The 24,439-nt window shown below is 54.3% G+C and carries 26 protein-coding genes and 1 other RNA gene; 9 read left to right on the top strand and 18 right to left on the bottom strand.

What is annotated here, in order from left to right; all coding sequences use genetic code 11:
• Positions 1–33: 33 nt before the first annotated feature.
• The gene (gene hldE / locus EUZ85_RS27935) at positions 34–1,467 is read left to right on the top strand and encodes a bifunctional D-glycero-beta-D-manno-heptose-7-phosphate kinase/D-glycero-beta-D-manno-heptose 1-phosphate adenylyltransferase HldE (protein ID WP_127973407.1); all 1,434 of its coding nucleotides are present in this window, start codon (positions 34–36) and stop codon (positions 1,465–1,467) included.
• 75 nt (positions 1,468–1,542) lie between these two features.
• Here the strand turns inward: hldE and ppa are convergent, their stop codons facing one another.
• From ppa to rpiA, 3 genes are all read right to left on the bottom strand, one after another.
• A complete protein-coding gene (ppa, locus tag EUZ85_RS27930; RefSeq protein ID WP_127973406.1) occupies positions 1,543–2,070 on the bottom strand; it encodes an inorganic diphosphatase in 528 nt (175 codons plus the stop codon).
• Between the two features lie 87 nt (positions 2,071–2,157).
• Positions 2,158–3,288: an acyl-CoA dehydrogenase family protein gene (locus EUZ85_RS27925; RefSeq protein WP_127973405.1), complete on the bottom strand. Its 1,131-nt coding sequence runs from the start codon at positions 3,286–3,288 to the stop codon at positions 2,158–2,160.
• Between the two features lie 213 nt (positions 3,289–3,501).
• A complete protein-coding gene (gene rpiA, locus EUZ85_RS27920) occupies positions 3,502–4,179 on the bottom strand; it encodes a ribose-5-phosphate isomerase RpiA (protein ID WP_127973404.1) in 678 nt (225 codons plus the stop codon).
• A 121-nt stretch (positions 4,180–4,300) separates the two neighbouring features.
• Between rpiA and ilvA the strand changes: the two genes are divergently transcribed.
• The gene (gene ilvA, locus EUZ85_RS27915) at positions 4,301–5,818 is read left to right on the top strand and encodes a threonine ammonia-lyase, biosynthetic (protein ID WP_127973403.1); all 1,518 of its coding nucleotides are present in this window, start codon (positions 4,301–4,303) and stop codon (positions 5,816–5,818) included.
• A gap of 347 nt (positions 5,819–6,165) precedes the next feature.
• Here the strand turns inward: ilvA and EUZ85_RS27910 are convergent, their stop codons facing one another.
• The 4 genes from EUZ85_RS27910 to EUZ85_RS27895 all read right to left on the bottom strand — a co-directional run bounded on the left by EUZ85_RS27910 (position 6,166) and on the right by EUZ85_RS27895 (position 7,556).
• Positions 6,166–6,765, bottom strand: coding sequence for a 5-formyltetrahydrofolate cyclo-ligase (locus tag EUZ85_RS27910; protein WP_127973402.1), 600 nt, complete (start codon positions 6,763–6,765; stop codon positions 6,166–6,168).
• Between the two features lie 12 nt (positions 6,766–6,777).
• Positions 6,778–6,960, bottom strand: a non-coding RNA gene (gene ssrS, locus EUZ85_RS27905) — 6S RNA.
• Between the two features lie 102 nt (positions 6,961–7,062).
• Positions 7,063–7,350 (bottom strand): cell division protein ZapA, encoded by a 288-nt coding sequence (locus EUZ85_RS27900; RefSeq protein ID WP_127973401.1) that lies wholly within the window; start codon positions 7,348–7,350, stop codon positions 7,063–7,065.
• Complete coding sequence (locus EUZ85_RS27895) at positions 7,350–7,556, bottom strand: TIGR02449 family protein (RefSeq protein WP_011395022.1); 207 nt, start codon at positions 7,554–7,556, stop codon at positions 7,350–7,352. Before EUZ85_RS27895 ends, EUZ85_RS27900 begins: the two co-directional genes overlap by 1 nt.
• Before the next feature lie 447 nt (positions 7,557–8,003).
• On the opposite strand from EUZ85_RS27895, the gene EUZ85_RS27890 reads away from it, so the two are divergent.
• The 4 genes from EUZ85_RS27890 to EUZ85_RS27875 all read left to right on the top strand — a co-directional run bounded on the left by EUZ85_RS27890 (position 8,004) and on the right by EUZ85_RS27875 (position 12,443).
• On the top strand, positions 8,004–8,567 hold the full coding sequence (locus tag EUZ85_RS27890; protein WP_127973400.1) for a UPF0149 family protein: 564 nt from the start codon (positions 8,004–8,006) through the stop codon (positions 8,565–8,567).
• 80 nt (positions 8,568–8,647) lie between these two features.
• A complete protein-coding gene (gene pepP / locus EUZ85_RS27885; protein WP_206617965.1) occupies positions 8,648–9,967 on the top strand; it encodes a Xaa-Pro aminopeptidase in 1,320 nt (439 codons plus the stop codon).
• Positions 9,964–11,199, top strand: a complete 1,236-nt coding sequence (ubiH, locus tag EUZ85_RS27880; protein WP_206617964.1) for a 2-octaprenyl-6-methoxyphenyl hydroxylase — start codon at positions 9,964–9,966, stop codon at positions 11,197–11,199. Before pepP ends, ubiH begins: the two co-directional genes overlap by 4 nt.
• A gap of 41 nt (positions 11,200–11,240) precedes the next feature.
• Positions 11,241–12,443 (top strand): FAD-dependent monooxygenase, encoded by a 1,203-nt coding sequence (locus EUZ85_RS27875; RefSeq protein ID WP_164887384.1) that lies wholly within the window; start codon positions 11,241–11,243, stop codon positions 12,441–12,443.
• Between the two features lie 64 nt (positions 12,444–12,507).
• Here the strand turns inward: EUZ85_RS27875 and EUZ85_RS27870 are convergent, their stop codons facing one another.
• From EUZ85_RS27870 to ubiE, 9 genes are all read right to left on the bottom strand, one after another.
• Complete coding sequence (locus tag EUZ85_RS27870) at positions 12,508–13,215, bottom strand: 16S rRNA (uracil(1498)-N(3))-methyltransferase (RefSeq protein ID WP_127973397.1); 708 nt, start codon at positions 13,213–13,215, stop codon at positions 12,508–12,510.
• Between the two features lie 22 nt (positions 13,216–13,237).
• Positions 13,238–14,017: a twin-arginine translocase subunit TatC gene (tatC, locus tag EUZ85_RS27865; RefSeq protein WP_241566879.1), complete on the bottom strand. Its 780-nt coding sequence runs from the start codon at positions 14,015–14,017 to the stop codon at positions 13,238–13,240.
• Positions 14,004–14,414, bottom strand: coding sequence for a Sec-independent protein translocase protein TatB (gene tatB, locus EUZ85_RS27860; protein ID WP_127973396.1), 411 nt, complete (start codon positions 14,412–14,414; stop codon positions 14,004–14,006). Before tatB ends, tatC begins: the two co-directional genes overlap by 14 nt.
• Positions 14,415–14,437: 23 nt before the next feature.
• On the bottom strand, positions 14,438–14,680 hold the full coding sequence (tatA, locus tag EUZ85_RS27855) for a Sec-independent protein translocase subunit TatA (protein WP_011395032.1): 243 nt from the start codon (positions 14,678–14,680) through the stop codon (positions 14,438–14,440).
• Between the two features lie 81 nt (positions 14,681–14,761).
• A complete protein-coding gene (locus tag EUZ85_RS27850; protein WP_127973395.1) occupies positions 14,762–15,094 on the bottom strand; it encodes a phosphoribosyl-ATP diphosphatase in 333 nt (110 codons plus the stop codon).
• A 109-nt stretch (positions 15,095–15,203) separates the two neighbouring features.
• Entirely contained in the window at positions 15,204–15,593 is a 390-nt protein-coding gene (gene hisI, locus EUZ85_RS27845) for a phosphoribosyl-AMP cyclohydrolase (protein ID WP_127973394.1), read from the bottom strand.
• A gap of 66 nt (positions 15,594–15,659) precedes the next feature.
• The gene (gene ubiB / locus EUZ85_RS27840; RefSeq protein WP_127973393.1) at positions 15,660–17,300 is read right to left on the bottom strand and encodes a ubiquinone biosynthesis regulatory protein kinase UbiB; all 1,641 of its coding nucleotides are present in this window, start codon (positions 17,298–17,300) and stop codon (positions 15,660–15,662) included.
• Positions 17,297–17,929, bottom strand: coding sequence for an SCP2 domain-containing protein (locus tag EUZ85_RS27835; protein WP_127973392.1), 633 nt, complete (start codon positions 17,927–17,929; stop codon positions 17,297–17,299). Before EUZ85_RS27835 ends, ubiB begins: the two co-directional genes overlap by 4 nt.
• A gap of 1 nt (position 17,930) precedes the next feature.
• A complete protein-coding gene (gene ubiE / locus EUZ85_RS27830) occupies positions 17,931–18,680 on the bottom strand; it encodes a bifunctional demethylmenaquinone methyltransferase/2-methoxy-6-polyprenyl-1,4-benzoquinol methylase UbiE (RefSeq protein ID WP_127973391.1) in 750 nt (249 codons plus the stop codon).
• A gap of 157 nt (positions 18,681–18,837) precedes the next feature.
• On the opposite strand from ubiE, the gene EUZ85_RS27825 reads away from it, so the two are divergent.
• Entirely contained in the window at positions 18,838–19,119 is a 282-nt protein-coding gene (locus EUZ85_RS27825) for a polyhydroxyalkanoic acid system family protein (RefSeq protein WP_127973390.1), read from the top strand.
• A 26-nt stretch (positions 19,120–19,145) separates the two neighbouring features.
• Here EUZ85_RS27825 and EUZ85_RS27820 read toward each other — a convergent pair whose 3' ends face one another.
• The gene (locus EUZ85_RS27820; protein WP_127973389.1) at positions 19,146–19,901 is read right to left on the bottom strand and encodes a hypothetical protein; all 756 of its coding nucleotides are present in this window, start codon (positions 19,899–19,901) and stop codon (positions 19,146–19,148) included.
• Between the two features lie 225 nt (positions 19,902–20,126).
• Positions 20,127–21,056 carry an alpha/beta hydrolase gene (locus tag EUZ85_RS27815; RefSeq protein WP_127973388.1) on the bottom strand — a complete coding sequence of 310 codons (930 nt, stop codon included), beginning with the start codon at positions 21,054–21,056 and terminating at the stop codon, positions 20,127–20,129.
• Between the two features lie 448 nt (positions 21,057–21,504).
• Here EUZ85_RS27815 and EUZ85_RS27810 point away from each other — a divergent pair, with 448 nt between their 5' ends.
• Positions 21,505–22,959 carry a wax ester/triacylglycerol synthase family O-acyltransferase gene (locus EUZ85_RS27810; protein WP_127973387.1) on the top strand — a complete coding sequence of 485 codons (1,455 nt, stop codon included), beginning with the start codon at positions 21,505–21,507 and terminating at the stop codon, positions 22,957–22,959.
• Between the two features lie 105 nt (positions 22,960–23,064).
• Positions 23,065–24,372: a hypothetical protein gene (locus EUZ85_RS27805; RefSeq protein WP_127973386.1), complete on the top strand. Its 1,308-nt coding sequence runs from the start codon at positions 23,065–23,067 to the stop codon at positions 24,370–24,372.
• Positions 24,373–24,439 lie beyond the last annotated feature (67 nt).

Raw genomic sequence — 24,439 nt, 5'->3', positions numbered from 1 at the left:
AGATAAATGAAGGCTTCAGTTTTGAGGACGGGCATGCAGATACAGCTTCCAATGTTTCAGAATTCACGGGTCGTAGTGGTTGGTGACGTTATGCTGGACCGCTACTGGTACGGCGCGACATCAAGGATTTCTCCTGAAGCGCCGGTGCCCGTCGTCAAAGTGGAGCAGTTGGAAGACCGGCCTGGCGGCGCAGCTAACGTGGCCTTGAACATCGCTGCGCTGGGCAGTGCGGCGGTGATTTTGGGGGTAACGGGTAAAGATGAGGCTGCGCAGTCACTGGCGGCGCGGATGGAGTCCGCTGGCATACTGGCGGATTTTCAGGAGCACGAAACTCTGCCGACCATCACCAAGTTGCGGGTAGTCAGTCGTCACCAGCAATTGATTCGCATGGATTTCGAAGAGAGCTTCGCTGGTGTTCCCCAGGAGCCGCTGGAAAAGAAAGTCGCAGGCCAGCTAGCCGGTGCAGGGGCTTTGATTTTGTCCGATTACGGCAAGGGCGCCTTACGCGATCCTCAAGCTTTTATTCAACTGGCGCGAAGCAAACAAATCCCCGTGTTGGTTGACCCTAAGGGCAGCGACTTCGAGAAATATCGTGGCGCAACCCTGATCACCCCTAACTTATCTGAATTTGAAGCGGTGGTAGGGCATTGTACAAGCGAGGCGGAACTGGTTCAGCGAGGCTTAAAACTGGTTGAGGAGCTGGAGCTTGAAGCGTTGCTGGTGACTCGCAGTGAACAGGGGATGACCCTGTTGAGAGCGGGACGATCCGAACTGCATTTGCCTGCACAGGCGAAAGAAGTCTTCGATGTTACTGGCGCAGGCGATACGGTTATCTCTGTGCTTGCGGCCGCCTTGGCGGCAGGCAGTGATATGGGGCAAGCGGTGGCGCTGGCCAATATTGCCGCTGGCATTGTTGTGGGTAAACTGGGTACGGCGTCAGTTAGCGCGCCGGAATTGCGTCGTGCAGTTCAGCAGGAGCAAGGCGCAGGGCGTGGCGCGATGACGGTGGAGCAATTGAAAGTGGCGTTGGACGACGCCCGCGCGCACGGCGAGAAAATCGTGTTCACTAACGGCTGCTTCGATATCATTCACGCCGGCCATGTGGGATATCTGGATCAGGCGCGAAAACTGGGGGACCGATTGGTCGTTGCTATTAACAGCGACGCCTCTGTGAGCCGTTTAAAAGGTCCAGCGCGTCCAATTAACCCTCTCGAACGCAGGATGGCCGTGCTCGCGGGCCTGGAAGCAGTGGACTGGGTTACCTGGTACGAAGATGACACGCCAGAGCGTTTATTGGAGATTCTGAAACCGGATATCCTGGTGAAAGGCGGCGACTACAGTAAAGAACAGGTGGTCGGTTGGGAGATCGTCGAAGGTTATGGTGGAGAGGTTCGGGCGTTGGACTTTCTGGATAACTGTTCAACCACCGCTATCGTTGAAAAGATTCGCAAGGATCAGGACAAGTAGTCGTTCCACATTGCGAAGATCTCTTTGATAAGGGGAGTGATCGGCGACGCAGGAGCGTCGCCGAGTCGGCAACAATTAACCTTTGTAGGCTGCCACTGCGTCTTGAATCGCCTTACGGGCTGCTTCGCGGTCCGCCCATCCAGCAATTTTCACCCACTTGCCTTCTTCAAGATCCTTGTAGTTCTCAAAGAAATGCTCGATCTGCTTGATCAGTAGTTCAGGCAGGTCGGTCGGCTCGTTGACGTTTTTGTACAGCGGAGTCAGCTTGGAGTGAGGAACCGCCAACAGCTTGGCGTCTTCGCCGGCTTCGTCTGTCATGTTCAACACGCCGATTGGACGGCAGCGGATCACTGCGCCTGGCTGGATCGGGTAGGGCGCAACAACCAACACATCCAGCGGGTCGCCGTCGTCAGACAGAGTGTGAGGAATAAAGCCGTAGTTGCAGGGATAGAACATGGGCGTGGCCATGAAACGGTCGACAACTACCGCACCGGAGTCTTTGTCGATTTCGTATTTAATCGGGCTGCTTTGCGCAGGAATTTCGATTACGACGTTAATGTCGTCTGGCAGTTCTTTACCTGCGGAAATATTGTCAAAGTTCATAATCTGTACTTTCCATTCTATTAAAAAGCTGGGCAGCAAATTATAGGAGCTTTGCCCCGCTAAAACCAATAAGGCGTCTGTCCGAGCTTAGAGACCGAGTTGCTTGGCGATAATCTCGTTCATGATTTCGGTGGAGCCGCCGCCAATGCTGAGTATGCGGGCGTCCCTGTACAGCCGCTCCACTACGGACTCGCGCATATAGCCCATGCCGCCATGAATCTGCACGGCTGCATCCGTTACCTCTTGGGCGGCCTGAGCACAAAAGTTCTTCGCCATGGCGACTTCTTTGATTGGGTTATCGCCGTTTTGTATGCGTTGAGCAATGTTTAATGTGTAGTTGCGAGCGATCTCCACCTGCGTCGCCATCTCGACCAGGCGATGCTTAATGACCTGGAACTTGGCTATTTTCCTACCGAATGCATCTCGCTGGCAGGCATAGTTCAAGGCTTGCTCGTAGGCGATTTGCGCGGTCATGTAAGCCATGATGGAAAGCGCGAGGCGCTCCATCAGAAAGTTGCTCATGATAGCGATGAAGCCGCTGTTTTCAGGACCGATGAGGTTTTCAGCCGGAACAAGGCAGTCATTAAAGAACAGCTCTGAGGTATCGCTCGCCCACCAACCCATCTTCTTCAGTGGTTGACCCGTGCTAAATCCTTCTCGCTCCCGCTCCACCAAAATCAGGCTGATACCTGCGTGGCCTTCGCCGCCGGTGCGTACGGCCACCGTGTAGAAGTCCGCCCGATGGCCGCTGGTGATGAAGGTCTTGGAGCCATTGATGCGGTAAAGATCTCCTTCCCGTACGGCGCGCGTTTTTAAATTGGCGACGTCAGAACCGCCGTCAGGTTCTGTGATGGCGAGGGCGGCGATTTTGTCTCCATTGAGTACGGGGGGAATGACTTTTTCTTGTAACGTCGGGCTGCCCCAGCGTGCGATGGGAGGCAGAGCGATATCCAATGACCCAAGGCTGGCGACAAATCCGCCAGAATTGCTGCGCATGAGCTCTTCGCTGACAGCGACTTTCATCAATATATCGCTTTCGCCGGAGCCTCCCCACTTTTCATTGAAACCAACGCCGAGCACGCCGGCCTCTCCCGCCAGACGATAGATCTCCCGAGGAAACGAGCCCGCTTCCTCCCATTCCTGAATATAAGGCGCGACATGTTGTTTGATGAATGCGGCGGTGGTGCGCCGCGCCATTTGATGAGTCTCGTTGAACATGCGCAAGTCCCATATCTAGTTGTTATCAGGGCTCAGCTTATCGATCAATTTAAAACCAAGCAAGCGCTTGTTTTTTGTGGGGGCTTGGATGATTTAAAAGGGGGGAGCGCTGTGGATACATCAAAGAAACAGGAGAGATCTGTAAACGAGACTGCAACAGAAGGGAGGGAGCGAATGGCGCGGCCCTGGCTAGATGGCGCGCGCCAGACTAAATCAGGCGTCAACCTTGATAGTTTTTACGCCTTCCTGTGATCCCAGCAGGAGTACGTCAGCAGGGCGCATGGCGAACAGGCCGTTGGTGACCACGCCAGTGATTTGATTGATCTGTTGCTCCAGTTTTACGGGCTCCAGAATACGCAGGTTGAACACGTCCAGAATAATATTGCCATTATCCGTCACACAGCCTTCGCGGTAGACCGGGTCGCCGCCCAGCTTAACCAACTCCCTTGCTACATAGCTGCGCGCCATGGGGATAACTTCTATTGGCAATGGGAAATCGCCAAGTACATCCACCCATTTAGATTCGTCGGCGATACAGATAAAGGTTTTGGCGTTGGCGGCGACAATTTTCTCTCGCGTCAACGCGGCGCCGCCGCCTTTGATCAACTCCAGGCGTGGGTTGGTTTCGTCTGCGCCGTCGATATAGAACTCCAGGCCGGAAACGGCGTTAAGTTCATAGACGGGAATATTGTGTTTCTTCAAACGTTCGGCGGAAGCCTCTGAGCTGGCGACCGCGCCCTCGAACTGAGTTCTTACTTCCGCCAAGGCGTCGATAAAATAGTTGGCCGTGGAGCCTGTCCCGATACCAAGAATGGTATCTGTCTGCAGATGGGGTTTGATGTATTCCAACGCCGCTTTTGCGACTGCCTGCTTTAGTTCGTCCTGGTTCATAAGCCCGCCCTCAAAAATTGGGGAATTATAGACTTCGCATCCTATCAATAGTAGACGTTGGGTCCGTAATGCCGATATTATTTGGCGCTTAATTCCGCTAGCGACTTAGTAAGTTCCCATCATGCCCCACCGATATATAAAAAAGATCCTGGACGCCAAAGTCTATGATGTTGCGATAGAGTCTCCTTTGGAGTCGGCCCACCTGCTGAGCCACAGGTTCAATAATCATATTTTATTGAAGCGTGAGGACCTGCAGCCTGTTTTCTCTTTCAAGTTGCGCGGCGCCTATAACAAGCTGGCCCAACTTTCAGCGATTGCTAAAGAAAAAGGCGTGATTGCGGCGTCTGCGGGCAACCACGCCCAAGGGCTGGCGCTGGCGGCGCAAAAGTTGGGCGTCAAAGCGACAATTGTGATGCCGCAAACCACGCCGGAAATCAAAGTAAATTCCGTGCGGGCGAAGGGCGCGAAAGTGGTGCTGAAAGGGGACGCCTTTGACGAAGCGGCGGCGCATGCGCAAACGCTGGTCAAAGAAAAAGGCTACATCTACATACCTCCCTATGACGACGAAGAGGTGATTGCGGGGCAGGGTACGGTGGGCATGGAGATTATGTGGCAACACACGTCTCCTATTCATGCGGTGTTCGTTCCCGTTGGCGGCGGCGGTTTAATCGCCGGCGTAGCGGCGTACATCAAATATCTGCGTCCCGATGTCAAAGTCATAGGCGTGGAGCCGGAAGACTCCAACTGCCTCCATGCTGCATTGAAGGCGGGCAAGCGGGTGACGTTGCCGGAAGTGGGCATCTTCGCCGATGGCGTCGCCGTCAAACAGATTGGCAAGGCTCCTTGGGAAGTTTGTCGTCAGTATGTGGATGAAGTCGTTCTTGTCTCCACAGATGAAATCTGCGCGGGCATTAAAGATGTCTTTGAGGATACCCGCTCTATCGCGGAGCCAGCTGGCGCATTGGCCATTGCCGGTTTGAAGAAGTACGTGGCGAGAGAAAAAATTCAGGATCAAAACCTGATCGCCATCGTAAGCGGCGCGAACATGAACTTCGACCGTCTGGGTTACATCACTGAGCGCACCGAAGTCGGTGAAGAGCGTGAGGCGATTCTGGCGGTGAGAATCCCAGAGCGCCCAGGCAGTTACAAGCGTTTCATTCAGGCGTTAAGCCGCCGTAATATCACCGAGTTTAACTATCGTTATTGTGATGCGACAGAAGCGCAAATCTTTGTAGGCGTTCAGATCAGCTCCGGTCTGGAAGAGCGCAAAGAGCTGGTTGGCGCGTTGGAGGAAAAAGGTTACTCGGTGCTTGATCTCACTGATAACGAAGTCGCCAAAATGCACATCCGCCATATGGTGGGCGGGCACTCGCCGGCGTTAACCAACGAGAAGGTTTTCCGTTTTGAGTTTCCAGAGCGTCCTGGAGCGTTGATGAAGTTCCTTATGGCGTTTGGCGCACGCTGGAATATCACCATGTTTCATTATCGTAATCATGGCGCCGCTTATAGTCGTGTTTTAATGGGCGCGCAAGTGAACGATGACGAAATGACGGAGTTCCGGAAAATGCTGGATACCGTTGGTTTCAGGTATTGGGAGGAAACCAATAACCCTGCCTACAAACTGTTTCTAGGCGCCTGATAATTAAGAGGTTTTAATGTAAAGGCAGAAACGGTCACACTATTGCGTTTTAAAGCTTTGATTTAAATCAGGCAGGAGTTACAATACTTTTCTATAATTTCAAGTTAAGACAATTACCTATTTGTCTGATTTATAAAATTAAAAAACGCCAATGAAAATTAGGGGGATGCATGAAGCGCAAGCCTGACGTCATGCTTACGCTTGTGATCGTATTTTGCCTTGGGTTGGTCGTCAGCGGCTTCACAACCTTTGGCCACAAGGAAGCACGTACGTCGCCCACATATGTTTCCGTCGCTGGCGAGGACGTTAATTAGTCCCTGTCTTCCCGACGATCCGAAATAGCCCTGTTAACGCAGGGCTTTTTTGTTTCTAAAGCGGAGTAATTGTTGGTCCGTGGCGACAGCAGAGAGTGGAATGTCCCAAGGTTCGTGAGGCAACTCTGGAAGCTGCTGGAAATGATGAGCGAACCCAATCAATTTCGGCCTTCTGATGATGACCCTGCGATCCGCGAAGGTGCGATCATAATAACCCCCTCCCATTCCCAATCGGTTCCCTTGTTTATCAAACGCGACTAATGGAAAGCACACCACATCCAATGACCAGGGCGGAACTCGTTTGGCTCCTCGCAGTACAGGTTCAGGGATGCCATATTTGTTGGGTTTGAGTTTGGCTCCGGGCTGATACCGAACGAACCATAGCCGGTTGTGGTAGAGCGGGTGTAACACGGGGAGGTAGCAGGCTTTTTTTCTACGCCACAGGCGCTGAATAGTTGGAAGCGGATTGATTTCCCCGTCGTTGGCGAGATATAGACCCCAACGGGCGCTACGACTGAGATGGACGGCTGAGTTAAGTGATTTTCGCAAGCCGGAGGCGGCGGTGCGTTGTTGGGCGGGTGTCAGCGCTCTGCGCTTTTTACGCATGGCGCGACGAATAGACGCTTTATTCATAGCAGAAAAAGTAAACTCCCCGAGACAGCCGCTGTCTGACGTGGCCCTTGAACCCTTTGGTTCAAGGAGGTAACCGCTGGAATGAATTAGGCTTTCCCTTCAAGAGGGACTTGCACACATCACTCGCAGGAGGTAACCAATAATAAAATTCATCGGCTCGAGGACGTATCTGACTGGCGAGCAGTTCAGGGAGCTTGGGTCCTATTATAACGAAAAATGTAAAAAAAGCAGTGGGGTGAACCAGGAATATTCAATATTTTTTTCTTTTTTGATTACGTAATTGTATGTTTTGTAAAGTTATTTATTTCTCAATGCGGCATCCAGCTTTTCATGAAGCGTGCTTAGGGTGGTAGAGACCTGCTCGGTCTTCTGCCCTTGCTGCATTAGATCATACGTCAGGTTCAGGGCGGCCATGACCGCAATTCTCTCGGTGCCGTAGACTTTTCCCGATGCACGGATTTCTTTCATTTTCTGATCCAGCGCCCGCGCAGCGTCTTCCAGTTGGCGTTGCGCTTCCGGAGGACAGGCGACCAAGTACTCCTTGTCCAGAATAGTGACGGTGGCGGTGTTGTTGGTGCGACTCATTAACGTTGCTCCAAAGCTTTCAAACGACTGATCATGGCCTCGATTTTGGAGCGGGCCAGATCGTTTTTCTGTAATAGTTGCATGCGTTCCTTTTGCCAGTCTTCCTGCAGCTGGCGTAGCGCCTGATTATCTGCTTCGAGCTGTTTGCACTTCTGTATCAGGCGGTCAATTTTATCGCTTAACTGCTGCAACTGAGAAACATCCATAAGTTTTTCCAGTGGTATTGCTAGGGTTCTTCAGGAAGAGTTTTCTAACATGACTCGACTTATGACGGACGCAAATCAAAGTGGAAAAATGTTAGAAAACCAAACTGTAGGCGCATGGGCGTCCAATTAAATATAAGTCGCCGATGTAAGGGGGTCAACGTGCGCACCCGCGTGGCGATGTAAGTGGGCGTCATGTTAGCATACACAGCATTATTCTGGCGTGAGTCGATCCTGATAAAGTTGACGTCAGAACCGTAAAAAACATGATGGCGAAAGCTTGAGCCGTCGCATATATATTCAATTGCGCCCGATGCGCTTTATTAAAGCAGAGCGGGCGTTTTTGCCAAATGAATTCTATTTAATAAGGTTACGCCATTCGCCGTTGCGAGTGATATTGGCTAAACCTTTGGAAGCGGGTGGTTTCCGCCCGACTGGAGAGTTAAACGAATGTCCCAACCCTACCATGCCCTGCAACAACTATTAAACCGCATCGACGCAGACGCCACTCCAGCAGGAGTTCACGGTCTCTGGTGTGGAAGAATGGCTGCGGGAGATCGGGCGCAGGATAATGACTGGTGGAGCTACACGCAGCGTTTCGCCGGCAGCGTCAATGCGATTGAAGAAAATCTGCAAGCGGCTTTCAAAGCCGTATACGGCTACGCGGAAGCGGCGCTGATGCAGGATAATATGAGCTTTCAGCCCTGGTTGCCGGAAGACGCTGTTGAATGTTCGCTGCGCGTTGCGGCGCTGGCGGACTGGTGCAGGGGCTTCGTCGAGGGGCTGACGTCTGTCTTGGGTAGCGGCTTGTCCTCCTGCTCGGCGGATGTTCAGGAAATTCTTCAGGATCTGGTGGATATCGGCGAAGTGGACCCAGAGGTGGATGGCGACGAGCAGGATGAAAGAGAACTGCTGGAGCTGACTGAATTTGTAAAAGTGGCTGCGTTGAATGTGTTGCAGGAACTTACCGCAGCCAAAAAGAACGCCGCCCCGGAAAAGAAAACGCTACATTAACGGCCCAAGGACAAGGCCCGCCGGCAGTTTGTACGGATGTGCGCCATATATGGATAACTAAAAGTTTAAGAGAGATAGACGTGCAAGCATTATCGATTCGTGAATATCAGAAACGTCGGCGCCACCTGCTTGATGTGATGACGCCCAACAGCATCGCCATTCTGCCCGCGGCGCCAATTCGCGTACGCAATCGTGATTCGGAATATCCCTACCGTCAGAACAGTGACTTTCATTATCTCAGCGGGTTTGCGGAACCGGATGCGGTAATGGTGCTGATCCCCGAGCGTGAGCACGGCGAATCCATTTTGTTCTGCAAGGAAAAGAACCCTGACTACGAACGCTGGAATGGCAAGTTGGCGGGACAGGAAGGGGCGATCGAACAGTATCTCTTCGATGACGCCTTCCCCATCGACGATGTTGATGAAATTCTACCTGGCTTGCTGGAAGGTAAGCAGCGGGTTTACTACTCCATGGGACTGGACGAAAAGTTTGATCGCAGGGTCATGGAATGGATCAATGTCATTCGCAGCAAAATCAAGAACGGCGCGCATCCGCCCGGAGAGTTCGTGGCGCTGGAACATACGTTGCATGATATGCGCCTGTTCAAGTCATCCGCTGAAGTCAAAATCATGAAGCAGGCGGCGCGTATCAGCGCTGAGGCGCATAACGAAGCCATGCGCATTTGTAAGCCGGGGATGTATGAGTATCAGCTTGAGGCCGCTATTCAGCACGTGTTTCTACGTGAAGGCTCGCGGGCGCAGGCGTACAACTGTATTGTCGGCGGCGGTGAGAATGCCTGTATTCTTCATTACGTCACCAATAACGACAAGCTGAAGAGCGGCGATCTGGTGTTGATCGACGCGGGTTGTGAACTGGACTGCTATGCATCTGATATCACCCGGACATTTCCGGTATCAGGCCAGTTCAGCGCGGAACAGCGCACCATCTATGAAATCGTACTGGCGTCTCAGGAAGCAGCCATTAAAGAAGTGCGTCCCGGTCGTCATTGGAATCAGCCGCACGAAGCGGCATTGAAAGTGATTACTGAAGGTCTGTGTGAAATCGGCCTGCTCAAAGGCGAATTGAGTGAGCTGATTGAAACCGAGGCCTACAAGAAATTCTTTATGCACCGCACGGGGCACTGGCTGGGCCTGGATGTCCATGATGTCGGCGATTACAAAGTTGGCGGCGAATGGCGGGTGTTAGAGCCCGGTATGGCGCTGACTGTCGAACCAGGTATTTATATTGCGCCGGAATTGGAAGATGTCGATCCTCGCTGGAAAGGCATTGGCGTTCGTATCGAAGACGATGTGATCGTGACCAAACAGGGCGGTGAGGTCATGACCTCGGGTACGCCGAAGAAAGTCGATGAAATTGAGGCCTTGATGCGGGGTAAATGATGACCCGTCACTACGATATCGTTATCGTCGGCGGAGGTCTGGTCGGCGCAACCCTGGCTTTGGCCTTACAGCAGTCTTCCCGGCGTCGCTTTCAGGTGGCGCTGGTGGAGGCGCACTCCTTGCGGACCTCGTCAGAGGGACCCTTTACACCCAGTTTCGATGCTCGCTCCACTGCGCTGTCTCACGGCTCTCGCCTCCTTTATGAGCGTATGGGAGTATGGTCCGCGATGGCGCCATACGCCGGAGGCATCAGCACTATCCATGTGTCCGAACAGGGCAAATGGGGCGCGACCCGCCTGCAGGCAAGCGAACAGGGCCTGGATGCTTTTGGCTATGTGGTTCCCAATGCGGCCATCGGACGCAGTCTCGTTGCCTCGTTAGAGGGATGGGCGGACTTGACCGTACTGGCGCCCGCCGAGGCGGTGTCTGCGCAGTGCTGTCCTGAGGGAATGACGGTGCGTCTGCGGGAAGGGGAACATGAGAGGGATATCGTCGGAAGATTGCTGGTGCTTGCCGACGGAGGACGCTCCAGTCTGGCGGAGGGCTTTGGCGTCGCCAGCCATCGCGTGGACTATGGCCAACATGCGCTGGTGGTCAACGTGGGCCTTTCCCGTTCACACGACAATATCGCGTATGAGCGCTTCATTGATGGCGGCGCCGTCGCCTTTTTGCCGCTGGCGTCTGTGCGTAATGATCGCATGGCGGTGGTCTGGACAGTTCCGAGCAATCGCCTGCAGGGGCTGCTATCTCTGGACAAGGTCGGTTTCGCTGAGGCGCTGCAATCTCAAATCGGCTACCGCATAGGTCGTATTGTCCAGGTCGGTGATATCAACCATTACCCGCTTACGCTGCAAACTGCCCAGGAACAGGTTCGAGAAGGACTGGTGTTGCTGGGTAACTCAGCGCATACGCTGCATCCTGTGGCGGGACAGGGATATAACCTGTCTTTGAGGGATGCGCTGCATCTGGCGGAAGCGTTGAATGAAGCGGTCACCAGTGAAGAATTAGGCGGACTGCCGATACTGAACAAGTACCTGGCGCGCCAGCAGGCGGATCAGAAGCGCACTGTGACGGCCAGTGATGGACTGATCAAGTTATTCGGTGAAAAGTCCGCCTGGCTGGAGAGCGTCAGGCAGTTTGGCCTGATCAGCCTGAATTTGGCGCCTGCAGCGAAACGCCGGTTCGCTGAGTATGCCATGGGCGTCGCCGAGCGCGCGCCGCAATGGCGTTGAATACTGATTATTCGAAATCTGCAAAGCAGAGGCTTCCTATTGTGAAGACACAATTTCCTGTCGCCGTCGTTGGCGGCGGCATGGTCGGCGCGGCAATCGCATTGGGCTTGTCTGCGCTGGATATAGAAGTGGCCCTGATCGATCCTGGTGGACTGAACACGGCGACGCCTCCCAAGTGCAATGACGCGCACAGCTTTGACCCCCGTGTCAGCGCTCTGACGCTGGCGAGTGAGAAGCTGCTGCGCGAGTTGAATGTCTGGGCGGAGATAGAGCCATATAGCCTGCGCTACACCGACATGGACGTTTGGGATAGCGCGGGGAGCGGACGGATAGTGTTTTCCTCGGCGGAAGTGTATGAAAGCAGCTTGGGGTTGATCGTCGAAAACCGTGTGGTGACCTCCGCTTTACATAAACGCATTGCTGAGCGCTCTAACATCCACGTCATCAAAGATCAGGTGCGTGCGTTGAAGCCGGATGCTTCTGGTTACTCCCTTGAAACCGGGAGCGGTGAGACGGTTTCCTGCCGAATGTTGGTTGGCGCGGACGGCGCTCTATCCCGTATTCGTCAGTGGTTGCACATCCCGACTCGGGAATGGGATTACGGACAGCAGGCGATTGTTGCGACGACTACAACTGCCCGCCCTCATGATTTCACAGCCCGGCAGCGTTTTCTGCCCACAGGCCCTTTAGCTCTGCTGCCTTTACTGGATCAGGATCAAAACTACCGTTGCTCGTCCATTGTCTGGTCGGCGGATTCTACGGAAGCGGACAGGTTAATGGAGCTGGACGACGCCAGCTTCAAAGCGACTCTATTCGACGCCTCCGAGCAGGCGTTGGGGGAAGTGGTCGATATCAGTCGACGCTTTGCTTTCCCGCTCAGGCAGCGACACGCTAAGCGTTACTTTGATGGCGGCGCGGTGCTTATTGGCGATGCGGCGCATACGATTCACCCCTTGGCGGGGCAGGGTGTCAATCTGGGATTTGAAGATGTCGCCGCCTTGCTGGATGAGGCGCGGCGCGCCTTGGGGCGGAGCATTCCTCTAGGGCACGAGGAGATGTTGCGACGCTATCAGCGGCGACGACAGGCTGGGAATCTTTCCATGATGACGTTGATGGAGGCGTTCAAGCGCGGCTTTGGACATCCTTCTCCCATGATTGCCGGAGTAAGGAATGCAGGACTAACGCTGGTGAATAAAACGCCGTTCATCAAAAAAGAACTGATTCGTCAGGCTATGGGCGTCTAACGCTAGAGGCGGTGGCGGGTCCATGGCGGCGAAGGCTTTCTGATAGCGCTCACCGCCGTGCGATTTACAGATATAGCTTGCCGATCAGCGCAGGAATAACCGTTTCTACGCGAAGTATGCGCTTACCCAGGGTGAAGCCCTTAAAACCGATTTCCTCCAACTTTTTCACTTCATAAGGCGTAAAACCGCCTTCGGGACCTACCGCCAAAGTCAGCGGCCCGTTGACTTGGGGCGACTGCGCCTCAGAGGTGGGATGCGCCACCCAGGCGTCGCTTCCAGCGATGATTTGCGACAGCTCGTCTTCCACAAAGGGTTTGAACAGTTTACGCATGTGGATTTCTGGAAGCACGGTATCCACTCCCTGCTCGAGACCCAGAAGACAGTTTTCCTTCAGTGAGGCGGCCTCCAGCCAAGGAGTTTGCCAATAGCTTTTTTCCACCTTGTAAGAGTTGATCAGGTAGATGCGCTTTACTCCCAGAGATACCGTGCTCTGAATCACTCTGCGCATCATCTTGGGGCGGGGTAGCGCCAGGATCAGGGTCAGGTCCAATGGCGGCGGCGCTTCGGCGTTCAGAGTCACTTCCAGGCGCGCGCGCTCTTCGTTGATATCAAGTAAGCGAGCGGTTCCCATCTCTCCATTGATCTGGCCAACGCGGATGTCGTCGCCGGCCTGGGCTTTCAATACTTTGCGCAAATGCTCCGCGCGTCTGTCGGTGAGCGAGAGCTGACCGGACGCGGAAAGCTCTTCTGCTGAGAACAACAGGATATTCATAACGTCTGAACTAAGTCGGGAATCAGGTGTTGATGGACTCTGAGTTGGAGTCCGCAGTTGGCTCCACCCAGCGGCTACATAAGACGCCGACTTCGAACAGCAGCCACATGGGCACCGCCAGTAAGGTCTGCGAAATAACGTCAGGGGGCGTCAACAACATGCCGATGATAAAGCAGATAACCACAATGTAAGGGCGTTTTTCCCGCAGGCTGGCTACGTTTGTTAAGCCGACCTTCACCATCAACACGGTGGCGATAGGGATTTCGAAGGCGAAGCCGAACGCGAAAAACAGCTTGAGGATGAAATCCAGGTATTTGTTGATGTCTGTCATCACCGTTACGCCTTCAGGGCTGGCGCTGGCGAAAAAGTTGAACGCCAGAGGAAACACCACGTAGTAGGCGAAGGCGACGCCCAGATAAAACAGAAGTACGCTGCTTACCAGAAGAGGGATCGCCAGCTTTTTCTCGTGCTTATACAGCGCGGGAGCGATGAACGACCAGATCTGATAAAGGATGAATGGGATCATGAGAAAGATCGCCAACACCATAGTCAGCTTGAAGGGCGCCAGAAACGGCGACGCCACTTCGGTTGCGATCATGGTGGCGCCTTCCGGCATCGCCGCGCGCAGCGGTTTGGCCAGGTAAGCGTAGATTTCATTGCGAAACGCATACAAGGGCAAGAATGCCACCAGCACCGCTAAAACGGAATGCAGCAAGCGGTTGCGCAGTTCAACCAAGTGATCAAATAACGGCAGTTCTTTATCTGCGTTGTCGTCGCGCGGAGTCATTTCAGGAGCGGTCATGCTGCTTGGGAGCGTCGTCGGATTGGGTGTGGGATTCTACCGGTTGTGAGTCTGACCTGGAAGACGGCGTTTGGGGCGGGCTGGCCTTGGAGGACATCGGCGTAGCCGGGTTCTTCTCAACCATGTCCTCATATTTCTTTGCTTCAGCCAGCGCATCGTTGACGGTTTGCTGGATTTTCTCCAAGCCAAGGGTATCGCCTTCTTTGCGCAGTCGTTCCCGCATTTCCTCAGCTTTTAATTGCCGGTCTATTTCAGAAGACATCTGACTGACCATACGGCGAATGCGGCCTACCCACAAGCCGGTTTTGCGCGCGGCGTAGGGCAAACGCTCCGGGCCGAGCACAAGCAGGCCAATGACAGCAACCAGCGCTAGCTCTGGAAATCCGATATCGAACATAAACTATAGTCGTCCGATATGGGTTAGCTGTGTTTGGATTCAGTCTTCGCGTCGTTGCGCTCTACGGAGCCTTCGATGGTGCGGCTCTCATTTTGCGACAGCTTCTTGGGTTCTTTGTCTTCCTCGGATTCGCCATCGCTCATGGCTTTTTTAAAGCCTTTCACCGCTCCGCCCAGATCGCCGCCAATGTTCTTCAGCTTTTTCGTACCGAATAGCAGCACGATGATTAACAGAACGATGAGTAGTTGCCACATGGATATGCCCATGATTGTGCTCCTTTGAAGTATTACTGCCTGATTACCAAATCCTACAAGTCCAGCGTTAGCGCCGGTGCGGACTGTCCGCGGTTATTTCTTGCCTCGCGAGGCTTTTTCCTCAAGCCCCGAAATGTCAAAGCGCCGGGCCAGCTCCTGCATGATTTCCTGTGGACCGATGTTCAGGTGACTCAACATCACCAGGCTGTGAAACCACAGGTCCGCCGTTTCATAAATTACATTATGCGTTGAACCGTCCAGTTCCGCATCTTTGGCGGCGAGGATGGTTTCGGTGCATTCTTCGCCGACTTTCTCCAGAATTTTATTCAATCCTTTCGCGTGCAGACTGGCGACGTAGGATGAATCCGGATCGGCCAGCTTGCGCTCTTCCAGTACTTTGCCGAGCTGGGTCAATATGTCGTTCATGTTGCGCTTTTCCAAGCCTCTGAAAGCAAATTGTCTAAATTTTTATATCGCCTGTCGGGTCGCTGCTTCGCCAATCAGTGTGATAGCGGGTGAAGCGGAGGGCGGGCGCCTATCCGTAGATATCTTTCGGATCTTTCTTCACCGGCGCGTTGACCTTCCACTCTTGTGCGTCAAGAGAACGGAAAAAACAGTTCTCACGCCCGGTATGACAAGCAATTCCGCCAATTTGTTCAACTTTCAGCAGCAATGTGTCGCCGTCACAGTCCAGTAGAATATCTTTTACTTTCTGTACGTGCCCGGAGGTCTCGCCTTTATGCCAGAGTTTTTCCCGGGAGCGGGACCAATACACCGCTTCCTGTTTGGCAATCGTTGCCGACAACGCGTCTTCATTCATCCACGCCATCATCAGCACGGTTCCGGTGTCGTTGTCCTGGGCGATGACGGGGATAAGGCCGTCGTTATTCCACTTTATCGCGAGGCGCCAATTCTGCTCTGTCATTGTTACCGTTTTATTTCTTAAATAGGAGGTTGTCACAAATTTGTAAACTGCACCCTTACTATCGCGCTATTTGGGGCGCATAAGCAAGTAAAGACCGGCGACAGCGAGCGTAACGGAGGGCCATGGCAGCTCCGTCAGGCGCAAGGGCTGATCGCCAATCGCCATCGCCGCAGCGGACGCGAGCACCAGGCCCGCGAGCCAGAAGTCGCGCCGTTGCTGCTTATCCTTTTCAAACGCGCGACTCAAACTCGCCAGACTGTCCTGATTAGCTTGATTGTAGCGATCCAGATGACGCAGTTGATCAAAGGCTTCGTACAGAATCTGCGGCAACTCCGGCGTTTGCTCAATCCAGTCCGGCGCATGCTGCTTAATAGCCTTTAGAAGTCCTGGCGGCGCGATGCGCTGTTTCATCCAGTTTTCCAGGAAAGGCTGCGCGGTGGACCACAGATCCAGGTCTGGATAAAGCTGGCGTCCCAGTCCTTCAATGTTCAACAAGGTCTTCTGCAACAACACCAATTGCGGCTGAACTTCCATATCGAAACGGCGCGCGGTCTGAAATAACCGCACTAGGAACTGCCCGAAAGAGATGTCTTTCAGCGGGCGTTCGAAGATCGGCTCACAGACCGTGCGAATAGCGGCTTCAAATTCATTGACGCGAGTATGTCCCGGAACCCAGCCGGAGGAAATATGCAGCACCGCCACCTGACGATAATCGCGGCGGAAAAAGGCCAGCAGGTTCCTGGCTAAATAAGACTGATCTTCTGGCGTTAGTGTGCCGACGATACCGCAATCGATGGCGATGTAGCGTGGATTGGCGGGATTGCTGACATCCACAAAAATGTTGCCGGGATGCATGTCTGCGTGGAAGAAACTGTCTCGGAACACCTGGGTGAAGAAAATTTCCACTCCACGCTCCGCCAATAACTTCATATTAACGTTGGCTTTGCGCAGCTGCTCTACGTCCGCGATGGGTACGCCGTAGATGCGCTCCATGACCAGAACGCGGGAGTGGGTCATTTCCCAGTAGACTTCCGGGATATAGATCAGCTCGGAGCCAGCGAAATTGCGCTTGAGCTGGGACGTATTGGCGGCTTCCCGCTGCAGGTCCAGCTCGTCCAGAATCGTGTGTTCGTAGTCACGCACAACCTCTATCGGATGCAGGCGCTTACCGTCTTCCCAGTAGTTTTCGACCAGGCGCGCCACCAGCAACATCAGCGCGATATCCAGGCGAATGGTCTTTTCTATATTGGGGCGGATAACTTTCACCACCACTTCCTTGCCGTTTTTCAAGGTGGCGGCATGCACTTGCGCGATGGAGGCGGACGCCATCGGGTAAGTCTGAAAATCGGCGAAGAGCTCTGAAATCGGGGACTTCAGCGACTCCTCGATGATTCGTACGGCTGAGTCGCTGGCGAAGGGAGGCACTTTGTCCTGCAGACGCTTGAGCTCGTCCGCCAGATCTTCCGGCAGCAGGTCTTTACGGGTGGAGAGTATCTGGCCGAATTTGACGAATATTGGCCCCAACTCCTCCAGCGCGCGTCTCAGGCGTTCGCCGCGGGGTATTTGCGGTTTGGGAAACAGACGCCAGGGCGCCAGCAAAAACAACAGACGCAGAGGCAGCGGCAATAAGGTCAACGGGGCGAACTCATCCAGCCGATAGCGGCAGATCACCCAGACGATTTGAATAAGGCGGTTGATTCTTCTCACTTATCAGTGTCTTTTACTGCGGGATTAAGGGCTTGTTGCAGGCGTTGCAGACGGGCTTCCAGACGATCGTAATCCATCCGGACGCGGTCGACTTCATCGGCCCAGTAGCTCATTTCATCTTTGCTTGGCGCGGTGCGCGCTTCATGGTGTACATACTCTTCCGCGTCACGGCGAAAGCTGTCGCCGACATGTTTCACCCAGCGACCGAAACCTCGCAATCGCGTACCCAGGAAGTGGGCGGGCATATCGCCAAGATGCTCGGCCAGTTTGGCTTCCCAGTCTACTTCCAGATTGTTGGCGATGGCGGCGATGCGTTGCGCCAGGCCCATATCGCCCTGGATGTGGATGTTCTGCGCGCCTCCTTTGTTCTGTAAATAACTCAGGAAGTCGCCAGGGGAGCCTTGGATGACGAGATCGACGTCGCCGCCGGCCTCATCTGCAAAGCGGGGACGCTCGCCCAACCTGACGTACAAGGACAGATTGAAGGGCGTTAACGACAGCTGGGCCCACTTGCCGTCCAGCTCCGCCAGACGCGCGGAGGACCCTGCGTCGTAGCGGAGTATCTCCGCCGCGATGCGCTCCGCCGTCGCATTGAGGGCGGTGAGGAGAAGCGGGTCGAAGGGGCTCATATCAGGCTTTGACGCCAGTATGCAGCGCGACTACGCCGCTGGTGAGATTGTAGTACTTGCACAAGCAGAGTCCGGCCTGCTCCATCATCGACTTGAGCGTCTCCTGGTCAGGGTGCATGCGGATAGACTCGGCAAGATAGCGATAACTCTCACTGTCCTGCGCGACGAGACTGCCCATCAGCGGTAAGGCGGAGAAGGAGTAGGCGTCGTAAGCTTTGGAGACAATAGGGTTGGTGGGCTTGGAGAACTCCAGCACCAGCAGGCGTCCGCCAGGACGCAGCACCCGTTGCATTTCCCGCAGCGCCTGATCTTTGTCCGTCACGTTACGCAGACCAAAGGCGATGCTGACGCAATCAAAACTATTGTCAGGGAAGGGCAGCGCCTCAGCGTTGGCCTGCACAAATTCGATATTGTCGCCGTAACCGTGATCCAATAGCTGGTTGCGGCCAACCTGCAGCATAGAAGCGTTAATGTCTGCGAGAACCACTTTGCCGGACGGACCGACCAGACGTGAGAACTTTTTGGTCAGGTCGCCGGTGCCGCCGGCGATGTCCAGAACCGATGCCCCGGCGCGGACGCCGCTTTTATCGATAGTGAAGCGTTTCCAGAGGCGGTGAATGCCCATCGACATGAGGTCGTTCATCAAGTCGTACTTGGCGGCGACCGAGTCGAACACTTTGGCCACATGGCTTTCTTTATCTGTGACCGGCACCTGTTTGTAACCGAAGTGGGTGGTGTCCCGCTCTGTCATTAGGTTGCTCCCGTAAAAATAATTGTGCGGTATTCTACCTGTGTCCCGGGGAAAGTCCTACCCGCGATTCGCAGCCCAAGGCGGGATTTTTTTGCTTGATTTACATGGCGAAAACCCATAAACAATAGCCTCCGCAATTAACCAAAGAGTTTTATAGATGTCAGTGATCGAACTCACCCGTGAACATAATCTTGATATGGATCATGCCGTACAGGCGGCGGACGAACTGGCGCAGAGCCTGTCCGAGCGGTTCAGCGTCGACTATGAGTGGGAGGATAAAGTTCTGCGCTTTCATCGCAGCGGAGTTAAGGGGCAGCTGGAAGTGGCGGAGAGCCAGATTCATCTGCACATGGAATTGGGCTTCTTATTCCGTCCCTTCAAAGACCGCATCGAGCAGGAAATTCACAGTCACTTGGACGGGCTGCTGAAGAAAGCCTGATAAATCCGGCTTACGTCTCGCTATAGTCAGGCGTAGGCGCGCAGATTATCCGGCAGGGTGAAGGGAGAGTCCGCGTTAACCTGGATTTGCTCCAGGATGTGGCTTTCCCTCTGCATGATCACGCGCAATAGCTGACTGACTCCGCCCATTTCCTTGAACGCCTTGAAGCCTCTGGACAGGAAACTGTGCAGCTGGTCCAGACCCGCCATTTCCGCCGGACCCTCGGTTATCTTCAGACTGAAGCTGATGAAGCGACTCTTCACATACTTTTCCAGTTCGTGGCCGGTTTTGTCGATCAGCGTGATCTGACGGCGTCGTGAGGCGAAGTTGTCGCAGCGCCTGAAGGCCTCCGCATAGTTGTCCTCAGTAATGCGTTCGACGCGCATCTCTCGTAAAACGGCGGCGATATGCTCATCCAGCTGCTGCGTGAGCAGATTTAATTCAACCAGATCGGCGATTGTGTGCAGCGCGGAATCGGGGAGCAGTTTCACCATCACCGGAAATACCCTTTCCAGGTCGGCGTCACGACGGGTGAACTCTTTTGGGGAATAGAGGTCTTTCAGCAGGAAGTCTAACGCTTCGTGATAACGCTGGTTGCTGTAAAGATCGTTATGGGTTCTTTTGAGGCGATCCGCCTGCCAGTCGCACAGTCGGTCAATGTCCTGCGCCAGGGGATGTTCGTCTCTCTGCAGCCGGTAATTATGGTAGTCCAGCAGTAACTGTTGCAGGCGTCGGGCGTTGGCGGTTCTTGCGTTGACGCTTAACAGTTTCTCTTTGGACATGAGTGATCCCCGCCATTTGGCTTCAGAAAACAGTCTTTTCGGCGTTAATGCGATGACTCATCGCAACCTATGAATGATTGGCGGCAAGTTTACTAAAGATAGATTAGAAAAGCCTACCTAACTTTTTGTCGCGTTCCCGCAGTTTGTGATTGGTTACTCAGTTGTGAGCGCTTGGAGGTGGTTAACCCGGCGCGTCCCTGGCCGGAGCGGGAAGATTGCGGAAGGTCAGGCGCCGGCGGCGGCCGCATTGGGAAGCAGGGATAAGGGCGGAACCCACTCCTGGCTATCCAGCGTGACAAAGTGGCTGGTGGCGCTGGTTTCAATGATGCGTATGGCGTTGGGGGAATTTTCGGCGCTTTGCAGCATGGCGTCCCGGTCCAGAATGCGGTCGATCTTGGGAATCAGGATGGTGCCGTGACGCATGTGCTCGTAAGCCGTCATGTCGCCTTTTTCCATCCAGGCCAGAATATTCTCGATATTGCGCACAATGGTGAGATGGTCTCGCGTGGATGAAAACAGACGATCCAACAACACCCGCTTGCGGGGATTCATTCTGCCGAAGAAGGTTTGACCGTAGGTGGTGGAAGGGGCGCTGTTGACCAGGCGGATCACCCAGGGCCACATGCCGTGGCTGACCGGGTCGAGCAATGCGCGGGCCAATGCGTGCAGCTTGCCTTGCGGCAATACCGGCGCTTCCAGCACCACATCCACATTGGCGTAGAGTTCGGGCCACTGCTTGATGGCTTCCAGAATAACTGCGCCGCCTCGAGAGTGACCATGCACCCGCACCCGATTGGTGCTGGGCATATTCTGCAGCACCTGATTAAGAATGGCGGCGTCGTATTCGATGGTCGCTTCAAGATATTTGATAGGCGTCTGCCAGGGGGCGGACTCCAATGTCGGCCCGCTGACGGGAATATGATAATTGCTGCAGGTGAGCAGGATCAGCTCCGTATCAGGAGCCTGATAGGTCTGGGTGAAGTAACAGTGATTTTCGAGGAATCCGTGGACGCCGATGACGGTGTTTTCCGCCGGAGCGCTATGATTGCGGAGGGATACCGCGCCTTTTCCCACGGAATAGACCTTACCGGAAAACATCTCGGTATAGGCCGGATCAATTGGTCGTAACAACTTACGGGCATGGACTGCTTTCATGGTAGTAACTCCCACCGTCGCGCCGCCCCGTTTTCCGCACGCTTGGAGACGCTCGCCTCCTGTGGCTGAAACTACAACGGGTTTATTATATTTGTATGTGCTCGCAACTGGACGACACTTTGGCTGTTTGCGCCTATAGGTTAATTATGGCGCCTATTTCGTAAGTCTGGAGGTAATCTTAAGTCTTATATATAAAGTGTCGCCTGATGCTCTATGGTTTCCCCATGGACACATCAGTTAAACTGCCAGGGCGCATTCCGCAAACTCGCCGGTTTCTGCTCGAAAAATCCGGCAAAATCCAACCAGGCAGTCAGGTTGTCGCACTTTGATTATAGGATTGCCGCTTTTGAGCCAGTGTTAAAATTTGTAATCGCTCTGTAAAGAAGTTTGCGATTTTCAGCCATTATGGCTAATGACCGAATTGTAGGGGGAGGTGCGGCGAAAGCTCATGTCAGATAATCACTTTGAGCCGGTAAGCGGCGTTGATTCAGCCTGGTTACGGTTGGATCGTCCGACAAACCTGATGGTGATCACCGCGATGGCGGTGGTGGAGCCGATTCCCTTCAACAAGCTGAAAGAACTCATCAACGCCCGGTTTCTGGCCTTTCCCCGCTTTCGGCAAAAGCCGGTTAATCATTCCGGATTCTATTTTTGGGAAGAAGATCCCTACTTCTCTCTGGATTACCACGTTCGCAAAGTCGCTCTGCCGCAGCCGGCGGATAAAGGCGCTTTGGAAAAATTCATTGGCGACCTGATGAGCACGCCCTTGGACCCGGGTAAGCCGTTGTGGCAGGTCTTCCTCATTGAAAATTATGGCGACCATCATGTCTGCGTGATGCGGGTGCATCACTGCTATGCGGACGGTTTGGCGCTGGTGGCGGTGTTTGGTTCGCTGTCCGACCAGTCTCCCAACATCAATCCATTTCCTCTGGACCCAGGCAAGCAGCGAGACGCGGGCGTCCGTGCGCGGCAGTCTTTCGTCATGGGCATGGAGACGCTGTCCCGGGCGGTGGAAAAGTGCACCAAGCTGCGCTATCGCATTGCGGAAGAGGGTAAAAGTATCCTACGGGAACCCGGTTATGCAGTGGAAGGCGTCAGACAGGGGCTGAACGGGGCCGCGGAGATTGCGCGTCTGGCGGCGCTGGAGGCGGACGATCCCACGCCTTTGCGTGGCGAGTTGGGCGTCATGAAATGCTGCACTTGGTCCGAATTGATTCCCCTGCATAAGTTCAAAGAAGTCGCTCAGGCGTTTGGGTGCAGCATTAACGACGTGTTGCTCAGTTGCGTCAGCGGCGGCTTGAGACGCTTGTTGCAGGAGCGCATGGATCAGGTGGACGGGGTGCGTTTGCACGCCACTTTGCCTGTCAACCTGCGGCCATTGGAGACTCGATTAGGCAGAGAACAGTTACAGGAATTGGGCAACCAGTTCGGTACAGTCTTCGTTCCGCTGGCGGCGGGCATTGGCAACCCCATTGAGCGTCTGTACAAGATCAAGCACGATATGGCGGCGCTGAAAGAATCGATGCAACCCAGTCTTTCCCATGCATTGCTCACTGCGATGGGACTGTTTCCCCAAGGCGTGCAACAACCGCTGCTGGAGTTGTTCAGTAATAAGACGTCGATGGTGCTCTCTAATGTGCCAGGCGCGCGTCGCGCTCGCTATCTGGCGGGCAGCCAAGTGAAAGAGCTGATGTTCTGGGTGCCGCAAACCGGCGATATCGGACTTGGCGTCAGCCTGCTGAGCTATAACCAGTCCGTGCAGATCGGCATCAATGCGGATCGGGCGCTACTGCCGGAACCCGCTGAATTGACCCGCGCAATGATCGATTCTCTGGAAGAATACTGCTCACTCACCGGTATGTCCTGGCAGGCGGCGGAAACCCGCTCCCATCGCAAAGCTTGAGCTCAGGCGGCGCTATGCGCCGCTTTTGCCAATTGCATCAATGAATTTATCTTTGTGTAACCTAAGATTGCAGTTGGTAACTCCCCACTGAGCTCATTGATTGCGATGAATAACAATAAATACAACCTGGGGCCTGTGCATTGGTCCCGAAGTGCGCTTATCGTCGTAGCGGTTGCAGTGACGCTGCAGGGCTGCGAAAAACTGGAAACTAAACCTAAAGACCCTACCGTACCAAGCCCGGACTTTGTTCTCAGTGGCTTGCAATATGCATCGGAAATCTCGCTGCAGCGCGATCAGGCGCGCGTCATGCGCTCTATCATCAGCGGCAACTCACGCGCAGGGTTGGGCGATCTGCTCGATAAAGGCGGCAATGGCGGTTACGCCAAGATCAACACGCCTAAATACAAATTTGACGACGCGGGTTTCATGAATGCCTCCGGATCGCGGTATGGGGGCATCAGTGCGGCAGGCGATCTTTTCTTCCTGACGGATGTCGCCGCCATCAGCACCACTTTCTACGCCGGCGTGAAGGTCGACGAAACCGCTACCGCCGAGAATCCGGACGGCGATATCGTCTATCAGAAACCAGACCTCACCCAGGGCGATTATCTCTGCATTGAAGAAACCTATTTCCCCAGCGGCGCTGACAACAAGCTCACCGTGCAGATTCATAAAGCTACCTTGGATACAGACGGAAACGGCGTCTTACAGCGCATCGGCAGCACCGGTGCGGGCGCAGGATCGGAAAGCAGGTCGATTGCTTACTCTTTTGACGACGAGGCTGTTCTAAGCTGGTCCGATCCGCCTTTGGACGAGGCGTTTGATGAGGTCGTTCAGAACGCAGGCTATACGTTGGACTGTCCTGTCGATAACGACGGCAACCCGGTATATGACCCCTGTCGCTGGAGCGTACGCACACTGGGAGGCGCCTCGCCTGATGGTCGGGTATTCCATTTTTCCAGGGTGGCCTGGAAAGAACAGGTTCCCGTTACGCCACCTGAAGATGATAGTCCAGGCAACGCGGAAGTCGGCGGCTGGCGACCCGTGGCAAGCTCCGCGATATGTCTGCGCACCGCCACGGATATGGCGAATAACGCTCTGCTGGGGGAATACTGGCTGGGCGTTGTGATTGAAGATCAGGACATCCCCCAGGCGACGTTCAGTCGTTTGACGCTGGATGGCGCGGGCGCAGGCGTTGACAGTCAGATACGCGCCTCGGCGGGGATTGCGACGCGAAATCTGAGCGTCTCCTATAACGTGGAGCCGAACGGCGAGCTGACTTACAGCGGCCGTATGGGAATTGCATCCGCCGATGGCGAGTTGCTGGTGTTTGACGCCAGTGATCCTGCAAACGGTAAGATCGGATTTGGCGTCGCCATGAAAAATCAGAAACCGGCGGGGCAGGAAGAGTAACTGGAACGATAAGGTTGGGACAGATAAAGAGAATAAAGGCCATCATGCCGATATATCTGCAATTTTC

Source organism: Hahella sp. KA22 (assembly GCF_004135205.1).
Taxonomy (GTDB): domain Bacteria; phylum Pseudomonadota; class Gammaproteobacteria; order Pseudomonadales; family Oleiphilaceae; genus Hahella.
This window is presented reverse-complemented; position numbering and strand designations above follow the sequence as displayed.

What these genes read in the sequence shown, in the direction of transcription:
- EUZ85_RS27895 (WP_011395022.1), bottom strand. Translation starts at nt 7,556, where the DNA reads ATGGATGTTTCTCAGTTGCAGCAGTTAAGCGATAAAATTGACCGCCTG.
- EUZ85_RS27850 (WP_127973395.1), bottom strand. Translation starts at nt 15,094, where the DNA reads ATGAACGACATATTGACCCAGCTCGGCAAAGTACTGGAAGAGCGCAAG.
- EUZ85_RS27835 (WP_127973392.1), bottom strand. Translation starts at nt 17,929, where the DNA reads ATGAGCCCCTTCGACCCGCTTCTCCTCACCGCCCTCAATGCGACGGCG.
- ubiH (WP_206617964.1), top strand. Translation starts at nt 9,964, where the DNA reads ATGATGACCCGTCACTACGATATCGTTATCGTCGGCGGAGGTCTGGTC.
- EUZ85_RS27805 (WP_127973386.1), top strand. Translation starts at nt 23,065, where the DNA reads ATGAATAACAATAAATACAACCTGGGGCCTGTGCATTGGTCCCGAAGT.
- EUZ85_RS27815 (WP_127973388.1), bottom strand. Translation starts at nt 21,056, where the DNA reads ATGAAAGCAGTCCATGCCCGTAAGTTGTTACGACCAATTGATCCGGCC.
- ppa (WP_127973406.1), bottom strand. Translation starts at nt 2,070, where the DNA reads ATGAACTTTGACAATATTTCCGCAGGTAAAGAACTGCCAGACGACATT.
- EUZ85_RS27810 (WP_127973387.1), top strand. Translation starts at nt 21,505, where the DNA reads ATGTCAGATAATCACTTTGAGCCGGTAAGCGGCGTTGATTCAGCCTGG.
- ubiE (WP_127973391.1), bottom strand. Translation starts at nt 18,680, where the DNA reads ATGACAGAGCGGGACACCACCCACTTCGGTTACAAACAGGTGCCGGTC.
- EUZ85_RS27870 (WP_127973397.1), bottom strand. Translation starts at nt 13,215, where the DNA reads ATGAATATCCTGTTGTTCTCAGCAGAAGAGCTTTCCGCGTCCGGTCAG.
- hisI (WP_127973394.1), bottom strand. Translation starts at nt 15,593, where the DNA reads ATGACAGAGCAGAATTGGCGCCTCGCGATAAAGTGGAATAACGACGGC.
- EUZ85_RS27900 (WP_127973401.1), bottom strand. Translation starts at nt 7,350, where the DNA reads ATGAGTCGCACCAACAACACCGCCACCGTCACTATTCTGGACAAGGAG.
- EUZ85_RS27910 (WP_127973402.1), bottom strand. Translation starts at nt 6,765, where the DNA reads ATGAATAAAGCGTCTATTCGTCGCGCCATGCGTAAAAAGCGCAGAGCG.
- tatA (WP_011395032.1), bottom strand. Translation starts at nt 14,680, where the DNA reads ATGGGCATATCCATGTGGCAACTACTCATCGTTCTGTTAATCATCGTG.
- tatC (WP_241566879.1), bottom strand. Translation starts at nt 14,017, where the DNA reads ATGACCGCTCCTGAAATGACTCCGCGCGACGACAACGCAGATAAAGAA.
- EUZ85_RS27820 (WP_127973389.1), bottom strand. Translation starts at nt 19,901, where the DNA reads ATGTCCAAAGAGAAACTGTTAAGCGTCAACGCAAGAACCGCCAACGCC.
- ilvA (WP_127973403.1), top strand. Translation starts at nt 4,301, where the DNA reads ATGCCCCACCGATATATAAAAAAGATCCTGGACGCCAAAGTCTATGAT.
- EUZ85_RS27825 (WP_127973390.1), top strand. Translation starts at nt 18,838, where the DNA reads ATGTCAGTGATCGAACTCACCCGTGAACATAATCTTGATATGGATCAT.
- tatB (WP_127973396.1), bottom strand. Translation starts at nt 14,414, where the DNA reads ATGTTCGATATCGGATTTCCAGAGCTAGCGCTGGTTGCTGTCATTGGC.
- hldE (WP_127973407.1), top strand. Translation starts at nt 34, where the DNA reads ATGCAGATACAGCTTCCAATGTTTCAGAATTCACGGGTCGTAGTGGTT.
- EUZ85_RS27925 (WP_127973405.1), bottom strand. Translation starts at nt 3,288, where the DNA reads ATGTTCAACGAGACTCATCAAATGGCGCGGCGCACCACCGCCGCATTC.
- rpiA (WP_127973404.1), bottom strand. Translation starts at nt 4,179, where the DNA reads ATGAACCAGGACGAACTAAAGCAGGCAGTCGCAAAAGCGGCGTTGGAA.
- EUZ85_RS27890 (WP_127973400.1), top strand. Translation starts at nt 8,004, where the DNA reads ATGTCCCAACCCTACCATGCCCTGCAACAACTATTAAACCGCATCGAC.